The organism is Mesorhizobium onobrychidis (assembly GCF_024707545.1).
GTDB classification, from domain to species: Bacteria; Pseudomonadota; Alphaproteobacteria; order Rhizobiales; family Rhizobiaceae; genus Mesorhizobium; species Mesorhizobium onobrychidis.
Window position 1 is genome coordinate 5,489,656 of the sequence record NZ_CP062229.1, and the last position, 21,669, is coordinate 5,511,324.

The 21,669-nt window shown below is 59.5% G+C and carries 14 protein-coding genes and 1 pseudogene; 7 read left to right on the forward strand and 8 right to left on the reverse strand.

The window, feature by feature from the left end:
* Nucleotides 1-38: 38 nt before the first annotated feature.
* The gene (locus IHQ72_RS27340; protein WP_258118464.1) at nucleotides 39-635 is read right to left on the reverse strand and encodes a tyrosine-type recombinase/integrase; all 597 of its coding nucleotides are present in this window, start codon (nucleotides 633-635) and stop codon (nucleotides 39-41) included.
* Between the two features lie 315 nt (nucleotides 636-950).
* Here IHQ72_RS27340 and IHQ72_RS27345 point away from each other — a divergent pair, with 315 nt between their 5' ends.
* Nucleotides 951-2,735: an adenylate/guanylate cyclase domain-containing protein gene (locus tag IHQ72_RS27345; protein WP_258118465.1), complete on the forward strand. Its 1,785-nt coding sequence runs from the start codon at nucleotides 951-953 to the stop codon at nucleotides 2,733-2,735.
* Between the two features lie 141 nt (nucleotides 2,736-2,876).
* On the forward strand, nucleotides 2,877-4,247 hold the full coding sequence (locus IHQ72_RS27350) for an FAD-binding oxidoreductase (RefSeq protein ID WP_258118466.1): 1,371 nt from the start codon (nucleotides 2,877-2,879) through the stop codon (nucleotides 4,245-4,247).
* Nucleotides 4,248-4,670: 423 nt separating this feature from the next.
* Here IHQ72_RS27350 and IHQ72_RS27355 read toward each other — a convergent pair whose 3' ends face one another.
* Both IHQ72_RS27355 and IHQ72_RS27360 read right to left on the reverse strand, forming a co-directional pair.
* Nucleotides 4,671-5,120 carry an OsmC family protein gene (locus IHQ72_RS27355; RefSeq protein ID WP_258118467.1) on the reverse strand — a complete coding sequence of 150 codons (450 nt, stop codon included), beginning with the start codon at nucleotides 5,118-5,120 and terminating at the stop codon, nucleotides 4,671-4,673.
* Complete coding sequence (locus tag IHQ72_RS27360) at nucleotides 5,117-5,746, reverse strand: GntR family transcriptional regulator (RefSeq protein WP_258118468.1); 630 nt, start codon at nucleotides 5,744-5,746, stop codon at nucleotides 5,117-5,119. The genes IHQ72_RS27355 and IHQ72_RS27360 overlap by 4 nt, the downstream gene beginning before the upstream one ends.
* A 137-nt stretch (nucleotides 5,747-5,883) precedes the next feature.
* Here IHQ72_RS27360 and IHQ72_RS27365 point away from each other — a divergent pair.
* Both IHQ72_RS27365 and IHQ72_RS27370 read left to right on the forward strand, forming a co-directional pair.
* Nucleotides 5,884-6,362 (forward strand): annotated as a pseudogene (locus IHQ72_RS27365) (IS630 family transposase); the annotation flags it as partial.
* A 167-nt stretch (nucleotides 6,363-6,529) separates the two neighbouring features.
* Nucleotides 6,530-7,585, forward strand: coding sequence for an acyltransferase family protein (locus IHQ72_RS27370; RefSeq protein WP_258118469.1), 1,056 nt, complete (start codon nucleotides 6,530-6,532; stop codon nucleotides 7,583-7,585).
* 801 nt (nucleotides 7,586-8,386) lie between these two features.
* On the opposite strand, the gene IHQ72_RS27375 is transcribed toward IHQ72_RS27370, so the two are convergent.
* Both IHQ72_RS27375 and IHQ72_RS27380 read right to left on the reverse strand, forming a co-directional pair.
* The gene (locus tag IHQ72_RS27375) at nucleotides 8,387-9,676 is read right to left on the reverse strand and encodes a glycosyltransferase family 4 protein (protein ID WP_258118471.1); all 1,290 of its coding nucleotides are present in this window, start codon (nucleotides 9,674-9,676) and stop codon (nucleotides 8,387-8,389) included.
* A gap of 23 nt (nucleotides 9,677-9,699) precedes the next feature.
* The gene (locus IHQ72_RS27380; protein ID WP_258118473.1) at nucleotides 9,700-10,662 is read right to left on the reverse strand and encodes an NAD-dependent epimerase/dehydratase family protein; all 963 of its coding nucleotides are present in this window, start codon (nucleotides 10,660-10,662) and stop codon (nucleotides 9,700-9,702) included.
* A 325-nt stretch (nucleotides 10,663-10,987) separates the two neighbouring features.
* Between IHQ72_RS27380 and IHQ72_RS27385 the strand changes: the two genes are divergently transcribed.
* Nucleotides 10,988-12,328 (forward strand): nucleotide sugar dehydrogenase, encoded by a 1,341-nt coding sequence (locus IHQ72_RS27385; protein ID WP_258118476.1) that lies wholly within the window; start codon nucleotides 10,988-10,990, stop codon nucleotides 12,326-12,328.
* A 208-nt stretch (nucleotides 12,329-12,536) separates the two neighbouring features.
* Here IHQ72_RS27385 and IHQ72_RS27390 read toward each other — a convergent pair whose 3' ends face one another.
* The gene (locus tag IHQ72_RS27390; protein WP_258118478.1) at nucleotides 12,537-14,819 is read right to left on the reverse strand and encodes an FG-GAP repeat domain-containing protein; all 2,283 of its coding nucleotides are present in this window, start codon (nucleotides 14,817-14,819) and stop codon (nucleotides 12,537-12,539) included.
* A 1-nt stretch (nucleotide 14,820) separates the two neighbouring features.
* On the reverse strand, nucleotides 14,821-15,645 hold the full coding sequence (locus tag IHQ72_RS27395) for a PIG-L deacetylase family protein (protein ID WP_258118480.1): 825 nt from the start codon (nucleotides 15,643-15,645) through the stop codon (nucleotides 14,821-14,823).
* Nucleotides 15,646-15,780: 135 nt separating this feature from the next.
* On the opposite strand from IHQ72_RS27395, the gene IHQ72_RS27400 reads away from it, so the two are divergent.
* Nucleotides 15,781-16,032 (forward strand): glycosyltransferase family protein, encoded by a 252-nt coding sequence (locus IHQ72_RS27400; protein WP_258118482.1) that lies wholly within the window; start codon nucleotides 15,781-15,783, stop codon nucleotides 16,030-16,032.
* Nucleotides 16,033-16,657: 625 nt separating this feature from the next.
* Entirely contained in the window at nucleotides 16,658-18,103 is a 1,446-nt protein-coding gene (locus tag IHQ72_RS27405) for a lipopolysaccharide biosynthesis protein (RefSeq protein WP_258118483.1), read from the forward strand.
* A 551-nt stretch (nucleotides 18,104-18,654) separates the two neighbouring features.
* On the opposite strand, the gene tssH is transcribed toward IHQ72_RS27405, so the two are convergent.
* Nucleotides 18,655-21,417, reverse strand: a complete 2,763-nt coding sequence (tssH, locus tag IHQ72_RS27410) for a type VI secretion system ATPase TssH (RefSeq protein WP_258118484.1) — start codon at nucleotides 21,415-21,417, stop codon at nucleotides 18,655-18,657.
* Nucleotides 21,418-21,669: the final 252 nt, after the last annotated feature.

Consider the following 21,669-nt stretch of genomic DNA (forward strand, 5'->3'; position numbering starts at 1 on the left):
AGGAGCGCCGCTTCAGGATAGCGGCACTCCGCATTCCTCTACAATTCGACTTGTTCGGAAATTGCCAATGCGTCGTCCACTTCGATGCCGAGATAGCGGACGGTGCTTTCCAGCTTCGTATGGCCAAGGAGCAACTGCACGGCGCGGATATTGCCGGTCTTCTTGTAAATCTGCGCAGCTTTCGTGCGTCTCATGGAATGAGTCCCATACCGCTTCGGATCGAGCCCTATGCTCGAAACCCATTTGTCGACAATCCTCCCATACTGCCTCGTCGACATGTGTGGTTTCGCCCGTACGCGACTTGGGAACAGATAATCGCTTTCGCTGAGACCACGACGGGCTATCCAAGCGCTGACGGCGGCTCGGGTCTGCTCCGTGATCTCGAACTGCACCGGCCGCCCGGTCTTCCTCTGAACGATCACTGCCCGATCGCGGACAGCGCCGGAAGGTGCAATGTCGCCTACAGTGATCGTAACCAGGTCGCAACCTCGAAGCTTGCTGTCGATGGCGAGATTGAAGAGTGCCAAATCCCGTTCTGCGCCCGACACCTGCAGTCGTGTTCGAATGCTCCAGACTTCGCGCCGCTTGAGGGGTGGCTTCTGACCAACGATGTGGCCTCTATTCCATCTGGACATGGTTCTTCTCCCATGCCGCCCTCCGCAGCCACAGCGCCCGACGCGAGCAGGCGTATCCTAGAACGGACTGAGAGCCGCGCGCAGGTTTTGCTCGAAGGGGTTATAGGGTTGCCAGACACAGGCAGCAGCTTGGTCAATAGGCGCGGTCGCGCCATATCCGGAAATTCCTCGTCCCGGCGAGCAAGGGCTGGAGTCGATGCTTCCCGGCGATCCTTTGGCGGGCCCTGACCCATTCAGAAATCGCGGTTTGATGGACATCGCTACTGCTCACCAGTACAATCTCGGCTACTGCACTCTCTGGGACAATCGCGCCCTATGGCCGAAGAACGTGCCCAGCGCCGCCTCGCCGCCATCCTTGCCGCAGATGTGGTCGGCTACGGCCGACTCATGGAACAGGACGAGGCCGGCACGCTCGCGTCTCTGAGGGAACGTCGCAAGAGCATACTGGTACCGTTGGTCGCGGAACATCACGGCCGGATCGTCAAGTTGATGGGCGATGGCGTGCTCGTCGAGTTCGCCAGCGCGGTGAACGCGGTCGCCTGCGCAGTCGAATTGCAGAAGCGGATGGCGCTCGCAAACGAGGGGGTCGCCGAGGACCGCTGCGTCGTGCTCCGCGTCGGTGTCAATTTGGGCGATGTCGTCGTCGACGGCGGCGACCTCTTTGGCGATGGTGTCATAATTGCTGTGCGACTGCAGTCAATCGCGGAGCCAGGCGATGTCTACCTCGCGGGAAGCGTGCATGAGCAAATTGGTAGCAAGCTGGCGGTCGCGTTCGACGATCTCGGTCCCTGCAACATAAAAAACATTGCCAGACCGATCCGTGTACTACGCGTAAAATTGGGGAGCGAGAGGCCGTCACGACCTGCTGCGCAACAGCCCCCTCACGTCAAACCATCCATCGCGGTTCTACCCTTCGCCAACTTGAGCGGCGACGCTGCACAGGACTACTTTATCGACGGCATTACGGAAGACATCATAACCGAATTATCGCGCTTCAACGGCTTGCTGGTCATTGCCCGGCAGTCTTCCTTTGCTTATCGGGGCAGGTCGATCGATGCTCGGCAAGTCGGTCGAGAACTTGGCGTTCAATATCTTCTCGAGGGGAGCATCCGCATCGCGGGAGCACACGTCCGCGTAACAGCCCAGCTAATCGACACTATTGGTGGCAGCCATCTCTGGGCTGAGCGCTACGATCGGGATTTTGGCGACATTTTCGCCATTCAGGACGATATTTCCCGAGCGATCGTCAGCATGGCAGTGTTGCGCTTGCAGGACGATCGGCTTGAGCGCGTCGCCAGCAAGCCGCCACAGAGTGTCACGGCGTACGAATGGTGGCTGCGAGGCAAACGCGCTTTTTCATTACATACCACAGAGGGAATGCTTGAGGCCCGACGCCTATTCGAAAAAGCCGTCGAGGTCGATCCCAATTATGCCCGTGGCGTCGCCGGGCTCGCCTTCGTTCATAATATGGCTACGTCATACATGGATTGGGGCGTCCCTTTTGATAAACCGCACGAATTGGCTCTGAATCTAGCGCGCAAGGCGGCTCAACTGGATCCAACCGACCATGTTGCGGAGATCATCCTGGGCTGGTGCCACATGTTTCCCCGCAAGTACAGCGAGGCGAAATGGCACTTTGATAGGGCGCATGCGCTCAACCCCAATGATGCAGATGGATTGATATATCGATCGAGCTACCTCGCTTACACCGCGCAATGCGAGGAGGCGGCTGAGACGCTGGGGCAAGCATTTCGTCTCAACCCCAGTTATCCCGATTGGTACCTGGCTTTCGGGATCATAGTTCACGTGCTGTGCCGCCGCTATGACCGTGCTCTTGAGCTCGGAGCCCAGGCTTCAAGAGACGTGTGGCCCGAGTTTCCAGGGTGGCTGGCAGTGGCTAACGCACATTTGGGAAACCTCGACGAGGCTCGATCTCTCGGGACGGCATTCTTGCGCAATGTCCGCGGCATTTGGCGCGGAGATCCAGGCGCTGACGACAAAGAGCTGATGCGCTGGTTCTTTTTTGACAATCCCATCCAGCACCAGGCTGACGTCGATCGTCTTCTTACGGGCTTTCGGCTAGCCGGGCTGCAAGTATGAACCGAGAGGCCGCCACGACGGCCAGTTTCGGGCGTTCGGCCGTTGCGCGAGTAGATTGTCCGGCCGCCTTGCCCAACCTGATTTCTTCGATTTTGATGCCCGCGCCGCCAACTATCGGCTCCGAAAGCGGAGGAAATAGCGATGACCAAAGACTTCGACAGCGGCGGTATCGCACGGCTAGCAGGCCGGCTTAAGGGCGAGTTGGTGCTGCCGGGCGATGCGGCCTACGAGCAGTCGCGCCGCGTCTGGAACGGAGCGGTCGACAAGCACCCCGCAGCCATCGCGTATTGCCTCTGCACTCCGGACGTCGTGGCGTCCCTGTGCGAGGCACGGGAGGCGAACCTGCCCGTCTCGGTCCGCAGTGGCGGACACAACGTCGCTGGGAAAGCGGTCGCCGAGGGCGGCCTTGTGATCGACCTGTCGCGCATGAAGAGCCGCGTGATCGACGAACGCCGCCGCACGATCCTGTCCGATGCGGGCCTAACCCTGGCCGAGTTCGACGGCGCGACGCAGACCTTAGGGCTGGCCACCACCATGGGGGTGAATGGAACCACCGGGATCGCCGGGCTGACGCTGGGCGGAGGTTTCGGCAAGCTGGGGCGACGGTTCGGGTTGGCCTGTGACAACCTGATCTCGGCCGAGGTCGTCACCGCCGGCGGGCAGGTACTGCGCGTTTCCGCCGAAGAGAATGCGGACCTCTTCTGGGGTCTCAGAGGCGGCGGCGGCAACTTTGGAATCGTTACCGCATTTGAGTACCAGCTGCACCCGATCGGCACGGAGGTGGTGTCGGGTTCGATCGCTTTTCCATGGCTCCGCGCGCGCGAGGCGGTCCGATTGTTCTGGAATTTCGCGGTCACCGCGCCGGACGATTTGAACATAGACGGGGCACTATTCACATTGAACGGCGAGCGTATGTTCGGCATCTCGGTCTTCCATGTCGGACCCACGGAACGGGCGCGGCGGATGCTGGCACCGCTTCTCAGCGGGGCCGAGAAGCTGGGCGCGCAGCCGCGTGTGGCAAGGCTGCCCTACCGGCAGGTGCAGACAGGAGGCGATGCCACCTTTCCCAAGGGGCGGCGCTACTTCTGGAAGGCGCAGTTCATGCGCGACCTCCCGGACGAAGCGATCGACGTGCTGCTAGACCACTACCCGCGAGCGTCCTCATCCGGTGCCTTGACGGTGTTCCAGCAGGTTGGCGGCGCCATCTCCCGCGTGCCGGTCGGCGCGACAGCCTATGTAAACCGCGACGCACAGTTCGACTGCTTCCCGGTCGCAATTTGGGACGATCCCGCAGAAGATGCTGCGCATGCCGCCTGGGTCCGCGACATGTGCGCAGCACTTGCGCCATTCTCGACCGGGGGCGTCTATGTCAACAACCTCGGAGACGAGGGGCCGGCCCGAGTTCGCGCCGCCTATGGCGTGAACTGGACGCGGCTGTCAGAATTGAAGGCGGCTTACGATCCCGACAACGTATTCTCGGGGAACCAGAACATCCCGGCGGCGCGTTTGTAACGGCCGTCGCATCTCGTCCCTGTTTGTCACCCACCCGGCATTTGCGGCGTCAGCGGACTGCGGGATTGTCGCCACGCTGCTCAATGCCCCCAACAGCGCAAGGTCAGGTTTGGGTCAGTAACGCTGGTTGCGGTGAGCGTCGGCTATCGGGCAGCGAAATGGGCTGATGAAGGGCGGCTTCGGGTCAACTCACGACGATAGTCCGCCGACCCAAAGCGGAAGTTCGCTTCCGCTCAGTCGAACTCACGCCCATGACCCATCGGTGACCTTCATTGTCCGCATTGTGAACGGCAGCAATGCTGACCCAATGCGGACACAACTCGCAGACACCGGGGAAGCGAAACTAAGGATAGCCAATGTGCTTAAGCAGCGGACGCCCAACTAGTGGGCTTTTGAGCAGGTGGCCATGCCGCCGAATGCCTCTCAAGTGACGACCTGGATTTCCGTCTTCACGGAATTGGCAATGAAGCACTGTTCATGCGCCGAGTGGTGCAGTTCCGCTTCTGTTGCGGCGGTTGGCGTTTCCCCGGCGTAGACAATGGTCGGATTGAGATCAACGCGGCTGACCACTAATCGTCCGTCCACCTTCTCCATCATGCCGACCGCCTTGTCGGTATAACTGTCCACGACGATCCCCTGGGGCGCCGCGATCGAGAGAAAGGTCAACATGTGGCAGCTGGAAATCGCCGCGATGTAAGCCTCCTCTGGGTCGACGTTGGCCTCCACTGAATAAGGAAGCGGAACGATATGCGGCGAAGCGGATGCCGGCACCACTTGGCCTCCGTCGAAGCGCCAGATGTGTGCGCGGCTGTAGCGCTTGTCGGTGAATACCGCTCCTTCTCGCTCCCAGTGCACTTCGACGGTCATTTTCATGATTGATCCTTTGTCGGAATGGAAAGAAGTCTTGCAGTCGTCTGGGTCAGATGGCAGCGAAGATGCTGCGCCGCAGCGTCGAGATCGCGCCTCGTACAAGCGGCAACGATCGCCGCGTGTTCCTCGAAGAAATCGATTCGCTCCTGGGCGCCACGCCCTTGGTGAAGGGTTGACCGCCGGGATTCTCGTCGAAGGTCTCCGACGGCCTTAAGCAATCGAGTGTTCGAGCAACCGCTGTACAGGGCGAGGTGAAACCGTTGGTCGAGCTCCAGAATCTGCGACGGATCGTACTCCGCGAACAGCTCGTCGTTGAGCCTCTCAGCCTTACGCAAGGCGGAAGGCTGAAGCCCCGGCAGCGACTGCTCCAAGGCAGCGACCTCCAAAATGGCCCGAAGTTCGCAAAGTTCGGTCGCCTCCCGTTCTGAGAGGATCGCCACTGCCAGGCTTCGATCGGGTCGCCGCACGACCAAGCCACTTCCGAGCAAGCGGTCCAGGGCCTGTCTGACTGGCTGGCGGCTCACTCCGAAACGCTCGGCGATCGATTCCTGCTTGAGAACCGAACCTGGTGCCAATTCACCTGACTCAATCTCGTCTTGCAGCTCGCTAAAAATCGATTTTGGATCCATGGATCCAAAACAGCATGATATTCCGGAGTTGGTCAAGCTCTAATCAGCTTCAACCGTTTTCCTGCAAAGTGGCATTCCCGCTTTTCCGCTCAAGCGCAGGAACAGAGTAATGAGTTGCTTTGCGCCGATTTCGGCCATCACACGACTACAAGCGGCACGGCACAACCACGCTCTTCGCTGCCGTCAACGTGCTGGACGGCACGGTCATCGCGCAGAACATGCAGCGCCACCGCCATCAGGAGTTCATCCGCTTCCTCAACCGCATCGAGCGCGAGGTGCCGGCAGACAGGCAATCCATGTGATACTCGACAATTTCGCCGCGCACAAAAAAGACAAGGTCCGCGCCTGGCTCGACCGCCACCCGCGCTGGACCTTCCATTTCACCCCAACATCCTGCTCCTGGCTCAACGCCGTCGAGGGCTTCTTCGCCAAACTCACCCGGCGCAGGCTCAAGCACGGCGTCTTCCATTCCGTTGTCGATCTTCAGGCCGCCATCAACCGCTTCATCCGCGAATACAATGCCGAGAACCCGCGACCATTCATCTGGAAAGCCAACCCCGATGACATCGTCGCCGCCCGAAACCGCGGGTTCCAAACGTTGGAATCAATCCACTAGGTCGTGAGGCACGTACCTTCGAAAGGATGAATTCGGCTCTCAAAGGACGAACTTACAATCCCCGTCGGCGGCCTCTAAACTCACTTTGACGCGCTCTGCCCAAAAACGGGTCTCCTTGCTGAGATCGCAATGCGCAACGCAAGAGATCACTTCTCGAAGGCTATCAAATGAGTGATTTCGACTTACGAAGGCCCAACGCTCTAAGCTTCTTCCGGCTACTCTTTGCGTCGCTTGTTATTATATCCCACTCGCCGGAACTTATAGATGGGAACTCGAATCGTGAGGTTCTGAAGAACATCTTCGGTACGTTGACCTCCGGCCAGGTGGCTGTTTACGGCTTCTTCTTCATTAGTGGCTTCCTCGTGCTCGACAGCGCTATGCGAAGCAGCATCTACGCCTTCATGTCCAGACGTGTACTTCGTATCGTTCCGGGATTTGTTGTGGCATACTTGATCAGCATTAGTCTGGTATTTTGGCTGGGAGGTGGTGACTTTGATGAACTATCTCCGAGCCAGTGGGCGGCTAAGCTTTCCAAAATGGCGCTCTTGCTGAACCCGGCGCAGGTAGGATCGGCGTTTGCCGGGTCCCATGCACCAGATGTTAATGGATCACTATGGACTATTGCATACGAGTTTCGCTGTTATGTGCTTGTGGCAGTCGTGGTATTCTGTCTCGGTCGCGCCACGCTTGTCTTTTCGATCATGTCAGTTTCACTGGCAATAATCCTGGTTAGTTCCATTTCGCAAGGTGTCTACTTTCGCTACGATCTTGGAAACTTTGAGCCCATCGGTAACGTGGACGATGCCGTACGTTTTACGATGATATTTTCCATTGGGGCGTTGTTTCAGCTGCTCAAGGAGAATGTGAGGAGGAGCAATCGGGTAGCGCTTTTGTGCTGTATCCTTCTCATAGGCGGGATGTGCTCGGAACGGCTAGCGCCCCTCGCAGTGGGCGTGTTTGGAGGTTATCTGCTCCTGTATTTGGCGTTTCTAAACGAGAGCAGCGTCTTAAATTCGATTAACCGAAGGAATGATATATCGTACGGCGTGTATCTCTACGCATGGCCGATTCAGAAGCTACTGATCATGTATGTTCCGGCAATCACGCCTATGCAGCTAACGATCTTGACCTTGCCTATAGCAGTCTGCGCGGGCTTTCTCAGCTGGCATCTTGTTGAGAAACGCGCGATCCATATGCGGCTGCCGATCCTCCGCACTGCATAATTCGGCTGTCGTTGGGCCGGTGCCCATGTTTCAAGACGACCTCGGTCGAAGCCGACGGCTCCGCCCGTCGGATAGACGCGGTTTCGCTCGCCGGACCGCCAGCACATGCTCGACGTGCCAGTTCCCATTGGCGTAGGAGGCGGGCAGAATGGTTACCCATAGTCCATCGATGCCATAAACGACGCGATCGCCCGGGCCTTGCGCTGAAGCCCTCGCGCCTGGCGTCGTCGAGCTCATAGATCACCTGTGGGCGGTGCGCACTTAGGACCGACCGCTTCGGCGAACACACAGATGGTGTCGAACCTGTTGGGCCGAGCGCTCTGCTCAATCGCGGCAGCGCTTTGCGGCACCGGTTCAAATGCGTAGACGCGCCCTGCCGCCCCCACGCGGGCGCGGCGCAATCGATGTCGTAGACATACGTCACCTGCGTTCAGGTTCGATGCAAGTGGCTGCTGGACCGGCGGCTCGTAGGCGCCCCGCGCAAAATCTGGGTCGCCGCTCGCGTTACGATCCTGAGGCCACCCGCCTCGCCACCAGCAATGCGTTGCGATTTGGAGAACAGATTGCGGAGCGTTACAGCCAGGTTCACTCGGCCTCCTTCACTCCGCCCTTTGGGCTGGGTGCACCTGACGGCCGTTAGGGAAGAGAACGGCGGGCCTGACGGGCCCATTCAATCCGACATGGGTTGGCCGTAGACCGATACGCTCACCGGGTTGAGCGCTACGCTGAGGGTCGCCGCATGCGCATCACATCGGCCTACAAGCTGCGAGGCACTTGGCGATCGCCGCCCACCGCCAAGGCTCAATGGCTCACGATCTTTGTGGAAACATGGACCGGCGTGCCTGGGCGCAGTTTCTGATAGACGGACTTGAGCCGTTCTGCGCGCGCCTCCCACGAATACAGCTCGACGGCACGATTGCGCCCTTCGCTTCCCATTTCGCTTGCCCGGACCGTATCCTCCAGCATCGTGATCAATGCCTGAGCGAGCTCGCCAGGAGCATCGACTTCGACCAGCATCCCGGTGCTGCCAGCTAGAATGGATTCACACATCCCGCCCACGCGCGTTCCCACCACCGGTATCCCGCAGGCCATGCCCTCCACGACCGATATTCCGAAGCTCTCGCTGAGTGACGGATTCACCACAATGTCGGCCTCATGGTACGTCGCTACGAGGTCCTTGTGGGGCACGTTGCCCACGAAGTGAACTCGATCACGTAACCCGTGGCTCTCGATGAGTTCCTCTAAGTGTTCCCGATATTTGCAATTGCCCCAGCGATCGTAGAAACGGCTCAACGCGGTAACCCGCGGATCCGACGAGAGGCTGGTCAGGAAATCCGCCGGAAGCGGAGAATGCGGCCCTGCGATCCGAAGTTCCACGTCCGCGAACCTGGCCGCAACCTCACTGAAGGCCTCGATCAGTGTGTGAAGCCCCTTCTCTGGCGACACCCGCCCAACGAACAGGATGACACGTCGGGTTCTGGTGGATGCGGAAGCCCGCTGCTCGCTCGGCCGAAAGTAAGAAACGTCCACGCCATTACCGACAGTGGCAACGACGCCAGGATAGTCCGGGAATGCAGAACGAAAGGTCCTTGCGATGTGGTCGCTGACGGCGACCACCGCATCCACCACCTTGAGCTGACGGGCCACCTGATCGCGGTCACGCTGTGACAGCCACTCACACTGCATCTCAAGCACGAGCCGATGAGATGAGCTGGCTGCCTTCAGTTCCCGGCACCATGCCCAGTAATTCATCAAATGGACGATATCTGGTTGATCGACGGCGAGGTAGCGACGAACCTTGTTACGATATTGCGAGTGGTCATCGGCCTTCCGATCCAGCCGCAGCCAGCGCGCCAGGCGCGGAAACTGGTGGATGATCCGCTGCAGCGCGCGGTCACGCCGCGCCGCAGCCCGCCGCACCGCGAACGGCAGGTCCGCGGGCACCGTGTCGTCTCGATAATGCTTGCCATAGAGCGTAATCTGCAGGCCCTCGCCGAGCCGCAGCGCCGTATTGTAGACGATCAGACCGATTGAGTTTTGAACAGGCGGAAAAAGTCTATCGTACGGCTGACCGACGTATACGAGCTTCATGTCACTCCCCACCGTCAGCTCGTTCAGGCGACTCTTCTAAGTGCAGGGCGGTCTTCCGGTCGGGAGAGGTGGTCGGCGAGGCGGCGAATGCCCTCTTCGAGCGGCACCAGGGGACGGTTCAATATAGCCTTCATCTTGTTCGTGTCAGGACAGCGGCGCGTCATGTCGCCCTCCGCAAGGGGCGGTCGGAATTCCAACTTCGATGACGAGCCCAGCACTTCGATGACAAACTCGGCCAGCTGTCGAATGCTCATTTCCACGTCGCTGCCAACGTTGATCACTTCGTTCTCGTGCGCGCGCGTTCGATGAACCGCGATGCAAGCGTCAACCGTGTCGTCGACATAGCAGAAGGTGCGGGTCTGAGAACCGTCCCCGTAAATCGTCAGGGGCTCGCCGCGCTGGGCTGCACGCACAAATCGCGGCAGAACGAAATCCTCGCTCTGACGTGGTCCGTAGGTGTTGAAGAAGCGAAAAATGGTAAATGGCAGTCCAAACTCACGCTGAAAAGTGCGCAGATAGACCTCTCCAAGATTCTTCACCACTGCATACGGCAGACGTGAGTTAAGCGGCGTGGTGCTCTCGTTTTGAGGAAACTCGAAAGGCTCGCCATACACCTCCGATGACGAAGCGAAGTAGACACGCTCGGCGCCGGTGTTCTTGCATAGCCTCAGCACGTTCTCGATACCGGTGATGTCGCGCAGCACGAGCAACGGATTTGCCAAAGTCCGCTGCACACCGACCACGGCTGCGAAATGGAAGACGTGGGTGAAATGGAAGCGGTAGAACAACGATGAGATGTCGTCGAAATCGTTCGCATCCGCCTTTACCACGGTCAGATTGCCCGCGTCTATTTGTACCTTGTCTCGACTTCCGGTCGACAGGTTGTCAGCGACGACCACCTGGGTCTGAGGTAGCTTGACCAACGCGCGAGTGAGGGCACTGCCGATATTGCCCGCTCCACCAGTTACCAGGATCGATTGCGTCATAATGCCCACCTCAACCGAACAGTTTAATCGACTGACGCAATGTGCGTCCCTTCGCCAAACGCGGCATCTTCGATCTCGCGAGCGAAGGTGGCTCCCAGATCCTTTAGGACGTCGCTTGAAAGTTAAATGTGGCAGCGCAAGATTTATTTGACAACGTGGCTTGGGGTAAGCACTTTGGCTGTTCTCCCAATGGTGCAATCCATGCTATTTTCAGCTCTGGGGTTGGCTAAGCGCATACATTTTGCTGATTGCTGTGAACTGCTTCCCCGCGGTAATTGAGGCGATCCTTTATTGTCGACATTGAAGCGAAAGTTGCCAGCATCTCATGCAGACTGCTCCAGACCTTCAGGAACTGGTTAACCGCATCCGAACGCGGGACTACACCATTGGCATCATGGGCCTCGGCTACGTTGGTTTGCCGCTCGCCATGATCTCGCTGGACGCGGGGTTCAAAGTCATCGGTTTCGACATCGACGCGTCTCGGGTTGCACTTCTTAACCGCGGAGAAACCGGCATAGATCATTTGCCTGGTGCTGCCATCAAAGTGGCTGTCGACAGCAAGCGGTTTCGCGCCACCAGCGATTTCGCCGACCTAAGCGAACCCGACGCGATCTTGATAGCGGTGCCAACGCCGCTTACCAAAAACCGGGAGCCGAACCTGTCGTTCGTCGAAAACAGCGCACGTGCGATCGCGGAGCGGCTGCGCCCTGGTCAACTTGTCGTTCTGGAGTCGACGACCTGGCCAGGAACGACGCGAGAGGTCGTGCAGCCGCTGCTCGAGGCGACGAATCTTTCTCTAGGAAAGGACTTTTTTCTCGCCTATTCGCCCGAACGGGTGGACCCAGGCAACGACGTACACACCACCGCCACAGTTGCAAAGGTGATAGGCGCCGACGACCCATCGTCCCTACAGGTTGCCAAGGAACTGTACGACCAGATCATCGTGCAAACCGTTCCCGTGGCCTCCACCGCAACGGCAGAGGCTGTGAAGCTGACCGAGAACATATTTCGCTCTGTGAACATTGCGTTGGTCAATGAGCTAAAGGTGATTTTTGACAGGATGGGCATCGACGTCTGGGAGGTGATCGAAGCCGCCAAGACCAAGCCGTTCGGATATATGGCGTTTTATCCAGGCCCAGGCCTCGGCGGGCACTGCATCCCGATCGACCCATTCTACCTGACATGGAAGGCAAGAGAGTACGAAGTAACAACGCGCTTCATCGAACTTGCCGGTGAAATCAACACGAACATGCCGCATTATGTGGTCGCCCGCCTTGTGGAGGCGTTGGACCAGCGAGCCAGCCGCGGCCTGAGCGGTTCGCGGATCTTGGTGATCGGGATGTCCTACAAGAAAAACGTGGGTGACACACGAGAAAGCCCATCGTTGAAGCTGATCGACATCATGGAGCGACGCGGGGCAGTCGTTGATTACCACGACCCCTATGTACCGGAAATACCCGGAACAAGAGAGTACGCCACCCTGGCAGGTCGCTCCTCTGTGGATATCTGCGCTAGCAGTTTGGCATCGTATGATGCCGTTGTCATCTCGACAGATCATGATGCGATTGATTGGCAGAACATCACCAAGCACGCAAAGCTGGTGCTCGATACCAGAAATGCTTGTGCGCGTAGTCAGTCACGCACCGACAACGTCGTAAAGGCATAAGCGGCCCGGCTTGCGCACTGGCTTGGTCAACCTGCTATCGACAACGTCGAATGGTTTAATACGTCGAGCGGTTGAATTCATTCAGCGCATCGCATTTTTCCCGGACTTGAGCGTCGAGGCATGAGCGCCCGCGCAGCGGTGTAGACAGGTGGTGCCGGACGAGGTCGCTACGGTTCATGCGGCGCCGGCCGATGCTCACCCCTCCCCGTCAGCGGGCCTTTTGGTCGCCATCAGCATCCTCGCCGACCGCGTCATTCCGCCAGACATGGATCGCTTCGAATGCGTCCCATGCGATCGACACGATGTCGAGATCCCCGTCACCGTCGAGGTCGACCGTCCTTGCTCCCAGATGGCTTTCCATCCCTTCGCCGACCAGCTGCTCGATGAACCGTCCCCCACCCAGATTATGCCAGCTCGAGAGGCGAAGTGCGCCGCGATGCTCGCCCATGATAAGATCCGGCCTGCCGTCCCCAGTCATATCGGACACTGAAAGGCTATTAAGGGAACCGCGCGAGGTGATTTCGTGTTGCTCCCAGTCGGAGGAGCTGTCGCCGGGGTTGTGCCACCAATACGCCTTAGCGCTGTCGGCTTTGCCATTTTCCTCGGTCACGACGATGTCCGCACGTCCATCGCCATCAAGATCGGCGGCCGCGACGCGGTCGGGATAGACCATTTCAGGAACTTTTCCAACATGCCGAAGCTCCCAGTCTGGCGAGCCGTCACCTGGATTGCGCCACCATGCGACCGTCTTTGCATCGCCGGTCGTGGCGACAAGGTCAAGTAGACCGTCGCCATCGATATCGGCGAATGCGATCCCTTCATCAGACGCTTCGGCGCAGATGCGGGTGCGCGGCCATGGCTCGACTGTTGGATCGTCAGGACTCTGAAAATAGAAAACCCCACCGCCACTCGAGACCGCCAGCTCCGGCTTCCCACCTTTTACGACCTGGGCTAGCGCATGGCCCTGAGAGCCGAGCTCATGACTGGCGGCGGGAACCTCTCCGATCCCGTGCTCTTCAAAGCGGCGCGCTTCAATGTCCTCGGCATGGAGCCACACCAGGTGCAGCGCCCTGCCTCCGCCGCGCTGTGCTATGACCTCCCCGCGCCCGTCACCATCGAGATCCAGGGCTGCGACCGCGTCCACACCCTCGGCAAGCGGGGTCCGTTCCCATTCTGTGTTCCAGGCTTCGGACGGTTGACGGTACCAGAACGGACCCGAGATGATGTCAGTGAGATCATCACCATCCATGGCGGAAAAAGCGATCCCAAAGGAGCGGACGTGCCCGTTCGTGATGCGATGATAGGTCCAGCGGTCGAGGCGGACCGATGCAGGCGGATCCAGCCGATTGATCCACACTCTGACAGGCGGGTTGCCCACCCAGTTCGCCCCATAGATGTCAAAATCGCCGTCCCTGTCGACATCGGCGACGACGCCGTTGTGGAGACCCACATCGTCGATCACTTGACGGGCCCAGCGCGTTCCTCGCCCGTCGATATTGTAATGGATCGCGAGTTTGCGCTCCTCGGTCGTATGCATCTGCCCGACCACGACATCGTTGTCCCCGTCTCCGTCCATGTCGGCTGCCTGCAGCGTATGGGCGCCCGCGACAGAAGGCTGAATGACATGGCGGATCCAGCGGCCCGTCGGTCCGGCGAGCGGCTGGAACCAGGCGACGTCGTCAGTGTGCTCGGAACTTGAAGTCAGAATGTCGGCGCGGCCGTCCTGGTCAAGGTCGGTGACGAGCGCCTTGAATGCAGGATTGAACGGACCAAGCTCGTAGCTGCGCCATAGTGCTGCATCGCGTGCTGCCGCTGCGCCTGGATTCGACGCCCATACTCCGTGCAGGACGAGATCGACATCAGCATCGCCGTCAATATCACCGATTGCCATTCCCTCTTCGCCAAGGTTGAAGAAGAACAAGCCCACGCGGGTCCAGGAGCTGGGGCTTTCTTGGAAGAAAATCATCACTTCGCCAGGCGCCCGAACGACGATATCAACGAGGCCGTCCCCGTCGAAATCAGCCGCCTTGATGTCTTTGCCCCAGCTGCCGACTGCACCGATTTCCCGACGCTTCCAGCTGGGACCGTGGGTCGGGTTACCATTCGGCCGCGGGTTCTCGAACCAGACGAGATTGACAGCATCGGGCCCATCGGCCGTGACGATGTCGGGATCACCGTCCCCATCGATGTCGGCAAGCACGCCGTCGGTGGTGAACTCGACGCGGGGCCTCGCGATTACGGTGTGAACCAGATCGGGCCACCGCCACCAAGACATCGCATCCTCAGGGAAGCCGCCAAGAACGAAATCTAGTCGACTATCGCCGTCTATATCGCCAACAAGCTTTACGTCTCCTGAATAGGGGGCAATCTCTTTGCGTTCAAAAACAAGACCCGACTCTAGAATTTCTTCGGCAGGTCCCTGTCCCTGAGCGGCCTCGCAACTTGCGAGGGTGTACCCGATCATCAGGACCGCGATCAGGCGGCCGAACATGCTAAATGTTGATTTCGTAGCGTGTGAACATTTCGTAGTCGGCCAGCAACCGCCCGACGAAATCTCCCCCCGACAAGTCCGACAGCGTCCGCCATTCATCTTGGTTCTCCAGGCGCTGCATCTGCGACGCATGCGCCGCCAGCGCTTCACGCTTTACGCCGATAACATCGCCAACATAGGCGAGGCTATTGAGCGTGGACGGCGCCCGCAGCCCTGCCGCCGTCTTGATCGTCTGCCGCAAAGTAACACGCCACATATTCGGCAAATCGCCCCACAGACTTGTCCATGGCCAATGGTACCAATACCAGACTGGATACTCGAATACCGTGACAGGGCGACCATAGGCACGAAGCGCCGCGCGAACTGCTGCATTGACGGCGACATGATCGGAAGTCGGATCCTTTGCATGGTTCACGAAAACGCTCTGCGGCCGCCATGAGTTGAGCATCGACACGACCGCATCTGTTATCTCATGAACGTGATGATTGGCCGCCCCGTCTGGAAGGCGTAAGAATGTAACACTTTCGGATGATGCGCCCAGACGATGAACTGCTTCTATGGCTTCGGCCTCGCGTGTCGCCCGCAAGGTTTCAGGATGCATAAGGTGGCGATGAGACGCGGCGCCATCGGTGACGAAAACAAAACGGACCTGGGCGCCCGAGGCAATCTTTTTGGCCGCAACGCCACCGCAACCCAGCGTCTCGTCATCCGGATGGGGCGCAACAATGACAGCCGACGCTGACCAGTCGCCTATCTCAAACGGCCTAAGTCGCAGTCGCAATTGACTATCAAGCATGGTGCTGAAGGTCCGCCTAATGGTCCACATTGGTGCGCTTCCATCATCCGTTCGCTCGCGTTGTTGAACGCGGATCGCCCATGGTAACAGAACTCACGGGCGTTCGAGACCCGTGTTTGCTGGCGGGGAAGACTTTATGAAAGTGGGTATCCTCGCGGGGGATTTGTGCCACTGCTGGCCGAGGAAACAGAGAGCCGTCCCAAGCCGATGGTCGAGATCGGTCCGATGCCGATGCTGTGGCACATCATGATGCACTACCGCCGCTACGGCCATCGCGACTTTGCCATCGCGCTCGGATACAAGGGCGAGTACATCAAGCGCTGGTTCAGCGATTACATTCCCTTGAACGGCAGCTTGACGGTCCACGCCGCAACCCGGGGATGTGAAACGCCACGCTGCGTGACTGGCGTGCGCTGAAAGAGATGTCGAGCAGGGATATAGCCTGGAAAGGTCACCGCCGAGCGGACCGAGACAGCTGCTAAGCCCGCTTCTTGATCGCCTGCGCGGGTGGGCGTGTGGAACGCGGGATGGTCAATCGGTAATCAGGCTGCACCAAACAGACATACGCCGTTTGGGGACGTTTACGTTCCCACGCTCCGGCGTAAGGTTTGGCACGATGCACTCGAACGAATTCCAATCCCAGCAACGCGCCCGCCGCGATGACATCAGGATATCAGCCGTAACACCGCCTAATTTGATTGCGCTACAAAGAGGATCTCCAGAGGAGCTGCCTATGACCAATAAGAACTGGATGCAGCCACCCTTCCTCTCCAACCACGGTATCCTCAGCCATGGGTGCTTGTGGGGGGTGGAATAGAATGACGAGCAAGCACGCGAAACGCCGTCCGTGTCCCGCGACGGCTCTGCGTTCGCGAGGTTCCAGCTCGACAAACGATAGCTGGAGAGAGGTCGACGGCTCTCCTTTTTATTCACGTAGACCAGCCCAGATCGCTAGCGGCGCAGCCGTGAGACGAAGACGGAAAGCCTTGGCTGCGCGATCGAAAGTCGCAGGCCTGTCTGCCAACGGGCAAAGAGACGTGCGATGACATCGATCGGCGCGAAGATTGTCAGCGGCGCAGCCTGGGCAGCAGTCGAAACATGGGGTCGGCAAGCAGCCATGTTTGCCGTTTTTGTCGTATTGGCCAGGCATCTCGGACCTGAAGCATTCGGCCTCGCCGCCCTCTCCATGGTTGTACCCGTCATTCTTGCTGTTCCGGTCACGATCGGAATACCGGAGGCACTCATCCAGCATCCTAAAATTGAGCCCTTACACTTTGACTCGGCTTTCTGGCTTCTCACCGCGACCGGCGCGGTGATTAGCGGGCTCATCTGGATGTCTGCCGGTTTGATTGCTGCAGCGTTCGGACAGCCCATTCTCGAAGATCTCATCCGCTGGAGCAGCGTGGTCGTCGTAATTCAGGCCCTCTCGTCGGTACCTGCGGCTGTGTTGAAGCGCCAACTCGAGTTCCGCTTGTTCGCGTTGCGTACACTTGCCGGCACCGTCGTCGGCGGCACACTCGGCATCGTCTTGGCAATAGCCGGTTTCGGCGTATGGAGCATGATTTGGATGCACCTTGCAAAAGCGGCTGTGGAAACCGCTGTCCTTCTCCTTGGCAGTTCTTGGCGGCCCGGTCTGACCTTCTCCTATGCAAAGGTTCGTGACCTATTAGGATTTGGCGGCCCGCTTATCGTCCAGACTTTTTGGAGTTTTTTGAACGAGGAAATTCCAAAGGTCCTACTCGGTACGTTCCTCGGCCCCCATGCGGTCGGAGTCTATGCTCTCGCCCGTCGTCCGCTCGACCTTCTGGTGCAAGTATTCCTCAGTCCGCTGATGGCTGTCACTATGCCCACCGTGGCACGGATTCAAGATCAACCCGAAAAGATCGACCGTTTCTTCAACACGACCGTCCGCATGGCCGGGATAGCGGGATTTCCTGCGTTCATAGGATTTGCCGCGATCGCACCGATCGCGGTTCCCTTTATCTTCGGCCCGCAATGGGCCAGCGGGGTCGTCGCTGTCCAGATTCTCATGCTGCTGGGCCTGCAACGCACGATTGACAGCCTCTGCGCGTTTACGATCCTTGCAATGGGTCACTCCAGGTTGATCCTGAAGTTGAACATAGCCTACTCTGTTGTCGCAACGATGCTGTTGTCCGTCACTGCGCAGATCAGCCTTGAGATGACAATGGTGGCGCTCGTAGCCTGCAGCCTGGTCCTCCTACCAATCTTCCTCTTCTACGCTCAGCGCATCGCGCGTATCGACGTGCTGAGACCCCTTGAGATCTTCCCACGACTGGCTCTCGCCGCCCTCCTGATGTTCGGCGCCGTCAGCGCGTGGCTACGCAGCGCGCCTGAGCACGCCGCCCAGGAGACGCTCCTTATTGGCGCAATTGTCCTTGGAGCCTCTGTCTATGGTACGGCTCTCTTTGTGCTGGTGCGCTCTGACCTGTTCAATGCGCGAGACTTGTTCCTCAGGCTTCGCGGCTAGTTTGGTATCGGGCGCGGCCTGTAGATGCGGGATTTCGAGGTGCCGATACTACCCTCCATCCTTTTTGATGCACCTTGGGCCCGCTTTGGCCGGAGCACGGAATGCCTGCGACTTCGCTGGTGTGCCGGGAAAGGGCAACGGGAAATGGGAGAAGACCTTGGGCATCCCGCGCTGCAGCAAGGGTTTGCGAGATCGAACCGCTTTCCCAAACCGCAACCGCGTCTATCGGCGGAATACCGAATCGGCCGGCTGAGCCGTCGTTATCGGATCGGCATGACGATGCACAATCTTCCAGATCCATCCTCTGGGTGAAAGACACTCGTCGCTCTGATCCGGACTGGCAACTCCCGCAGGTCAACATGCTGTGTGTCCGCAGCGGTGAAGCAATTCCCCTAACTGCGAAGTAGTGCAGGTTGGCTTGGTCAGTATAGTACGGCGTGAGACACGGTTCGCGACAGCGTTTTGAGACGGCTCAGTAAATGGCCCCCCTCCACTCCAGACGGTCCTACGGCTCCGGTACCAAGCACTGGAGCTACAGAATTGCTGCTGAGCTATTCGAAGGAATAGGTGAAACCTCCTTCGGAAGCTCCGACAGTAACCTTCGTCATCTTTTCGCCCTCGAGCGACCGGTTCAGCACGCCGCGGCTCAATTCCGGCAGAAGCGTGTTTGTCAAAATGGCGTCGATCATTCGCCCGCCGGATTCGATCTCGGTGCAGCGGGCCTTGACCAGATCCATGACACCGTCACCGATCACCAACTCGGCATCGTTGCTTGAACGCAGCCGGCGGGCGATCTTGGCGAACTGATGGCGGGTGATTGCCTCGATCATCGTGTCCGAGAGCGGGTAGTAGGGGATGGTTACCACCCGGCCAAGGAAGGCCGCGGGAAAAACCTTCAACAGCGGGGCGCGTAACGCTGTGTCGAGATCGTCGAGCCCCGCCCGTACGGTGCCGCTACTGGTCCGGTCCATGATGACTTCGGAGCCAACGTTCGAGGTGAGCAGGATCAGCGTGTTTTTGAAATCGATCCGCCGGCCTTCACTGTCGTCCATCATCCCCTTGTCAAAGACCTGGAAGAAGATTTCATGCACGTCCGGATGCGCCTTCTCGACCTCGTCAAGCAGGATCACCGAATAGGGCTTGCGCCGGACCGCCTCGGTCAGGATGCCGCCCTTGCCGTAGCCGACATATCCGGGCGGCGCGCCCTTCAAGGTAGAGACCGTGTGCGCCTCCTGGAATTCGGACATATTGATCGAAATGAGGTTCTGCTCGCCGCCATAGAGCGTCTCGGCCAGGGCCAGCGCGGTTTCGGTCTTGCCGACGCCCGAGGGACCGCAGAGCAGAAAAACCCCCACCGGTTTTTCGGGCGCGCCGAGCCCGGCCCGGCTGGTCTGCACGCGCTTGGCAATCATTTCCATGGCGTGATCCTGACCGACTACGCGTTCGGACAGAGTGGCGGCAAGCCGCAGTGCCTTTTCGGTCTGGCTCGACAGCATCCGGCCAGTGGGGATGCCGGTCCAGTCCTGTACCACGGCCGCCACGGCGTTGCGGTCGACCGACGGCAGGATCAGCGGCGTCTCGCCCTGCGCTTGCGCCAGTTCAGCCATCAGTTCCCGCAGCCGCGCGAGATCGGCAGCCGGATCGGGTGGAGAAGAACCGGCAGTGGCCGTTTGATCCGCATCGGTTTCAGGTGTTTCGATCTCTGGCGTTTCGATCTCGGGCACGTCGGCGCCTGCGGTTTCGGCGACCTCCGGAGTCTCCACCGCATCGAGCGGCACACCCTCGCCGCGCAGCCTGGCGCGTAATTCGAGTATCTCGCCAACCAGCGCCTTTTCCCGATCCCAGCGTTGCTGCGCGGCAGCAAGCGTGAGTTCGGTCTCGGCAAGCCCCGTTTCGACCCGAGCTTGCCGGTCGGCCACGTCGATGCCGATCGCTGCCTCGCGGCCGATGATGCCGCCCTCGACCTCCAGCGCCTGGCGGCGGCGCATAATGTCCTCCACCTCGGCAGGGGTGGCATGCTGCGAAATGGCGACGCGGGCGCAGGCGGTGTCGAGCAGGCTCACGGCCTTGTCGGGCAGTTGCCGCGCCGGGATGTAGCGGTGGGACAGGCTGACCGCCGCCTCGATCGCCTCATCGAGTATCTGCACCTTGTGATGCTGCTCGAGGACACCGGCGACGCCACGCAGCATGAGGACAGCCACCGCTTCCGACGGCTCGTCTATCTTGACGACCTGGAAACGGCGAGTGAGCGCCGGATCCTTCTCGATATGCTGCTTGTACTCGGCCCAGGTTGTTGCCGCGATCGTGCGAAGCTCACCGCGCGCCAGCGCCGGCTTCAGCAGATTGGCGGCATCGCCGGTTCCTGCCGCGCCGCCGGCGCCGATCAAGGTGTGCGCTTCGTCAATGAAGAGGATGACCGGCGTTTCGGAGGATTGCACCTCGTCAATGACCGCCTTCAGCCGTTTTTCGAATTCGCCCTTTACGCTTGCGCCCGCCTGCATCAGGCCGACATCGAGCATGCGCACGCTGACGCCCTGCAGCGTCGGCGGCACGTCGCCCTCGGCAATGCGCAACGCAAAGCCCTCGACGACCGCGGTTTTGCCGACCCCGGCCTCGCCGGTCAGGATTGGGTTGTTTTGCCGGCGTCGCATCAGGATATCGACGATCTGCCTGATCTCGGGATCGCGCCCGACGACCGGATCGATCTTGCCGTCGAGGGCGCGCTGGGTCAGGTCGGTTGCATACTTCGCCAGCGCCGAATCCCCGCCCGGAGCCCGCCGCGGTGTTTCGGAGGCGGGAACCGCAGTCGAGGCGCCAGCTTCGAGTGAACCCTCCATGACATCTGCGAAACGCGCGATGACGGCCTGCGCATCGATCTTGTCGAATTCGCTGCTGATCTTTGACAGCAGCCCTTCCAGCACCGGCGTCTTCAGGCAGGCGAGCAGAATATGCGCACTGCGGACTTCCTCGACGCTGAATTCCAGCCCCGCCAGGCTCCAGGCTTCCTGGATGGCGTGAAAGATATGATCGGAAAATTCCTCGATTGAAGTGGCGCCATAAGGCAGCTTGTCGACGGCGCGGGTCATATCGGCCGTGAGCCGGCTCGCATCCACCCCGGCGTCTGCCAGTATCAGTTGAACATCCGAGCGCTCGGAAAGCACCAGTTGCTCGACGAAGTGAACGAGCTCGACGTAGGGATTGCCGCGCAGTTTGGCGGTGTCTGCCGCAGCCTTGAAGGCGCGCAAACAGACAGGGTTGAGCTTGCCGACCAGTTCCTTGCGTTTGAAGCTCTGCGACGACCGGCGCTGTTCCATCGAACCTGCTCCTCCAATCTGCCAGCCAATAAACTGCCACATAAGCAGCGACTTGACAAAGAGCGTTATGGACGGGGCGACCGGGTGCTCGATTCAGTCGACTTCTTCCGTCCCAGCAAAAGCCCACGCCATCGGCTACAAACAGCCATATAATGCCCGCCTCTTTGCGATAGATTCACATACAGGGTTCGACAATCGCGCCACCGATTTCGGGCTCCGGGACCCGGCTTGCAAGCTCCCATTAAGATTGAG

Bases quoted from the DNA above. Each gene is read 5' to 3' on its own strand.
- IHQ72_RS27355 (WP_258118467.1), bottom strand. From the start codon at position 5,120: ATGAAAATGACCGTCGAAGTGCACTGGGAGCGAGAAGGAGCGGTATTC.
- IHQ72_RS27375 (WP_258118471.1), bottom strand. From the start codon at position 9,676: ATGAAGCTCGTATACGTCGGTCAGCCGTACGATAGACTTTTTCCGCCT.
- IHQ72_RS27405 (WP_258118483.1), top strand. From the start codon at position 16,658: ATGACATCGATCGGCGCGAAGATTGTCAGCGGCGCAGCCTGGGCAGCA.
- IHQ72_RS27385 (WP_258118476.1), top strand. From the start codon at position 10,988: ATGCAGACTGCTCCAGACCTTCAGGAACTGGTTAACCGCATCCGAACG.
- IHQ72_RS27340 (WP_258118464.1), bottom strand. From the start codon at position 635: ATGTCCAGATGGAATAGAGGCCACATCGTTGGTCAGAAGCCACCCCTC.
- IHQ72_RS27395 (WP_258118480.1), bottom strand. From the start codon at position 15,645: ATGTGGACCATTAGGCGGACCTTCAGCACCATGCTTGATAGTCAATTG.
- IHQ72_RS27390 (WP_258118478.1), bottom strand. From the start codon at position 14,819: ATGTTCGGCCGCCTGATCGCGGTCCTGATGATCGGGTACACCCTCGCA.
- tssH (WP_258118484.1), bottom strand. From the start codon at position 21,417: ATGGAACAGCGCCGGTCGTCGCAGAGCTTCAAACGCAAGGAACTGGTC.
- IHQ72_RS27350 (WP_258118466.1), top strand. From the start codon at position 2,877: ATGACCAAAGACTTCGACAGCGGCGGTATCGCACGGCTAGCAGGCCGG.
- IHQ72_RS27360 (WP_258118468.1), bottom strand. From the start codon at position 5,746: ATGGATCCAAAATCGATTTTTAGCGAGCTGCAAGACGAGATTGAGTCA.
- IHQ72_RS27345 (WP_258118465.1), top strand. From the start codon at position 951: ATGGCCGAAGAACGTGCCCAGCGCCGCCTCGCCGCCATCCTTGCCGCA.
- IHQ72_RS27370 (WP_258118469.1), top strand. From the start codon at position 6,530: ATGAGTGATTTCGACTTACGAAGGCCCAACGCTCTAAGCTTCTTCCGG.
- IHQ72_RS27380 (WP_258118473.1), bottom strand. From the start codon at position 10,662: ATGACGCAATCGATCCTGGTAACTGGTGGAGCGGGCAATATCGGCAGT.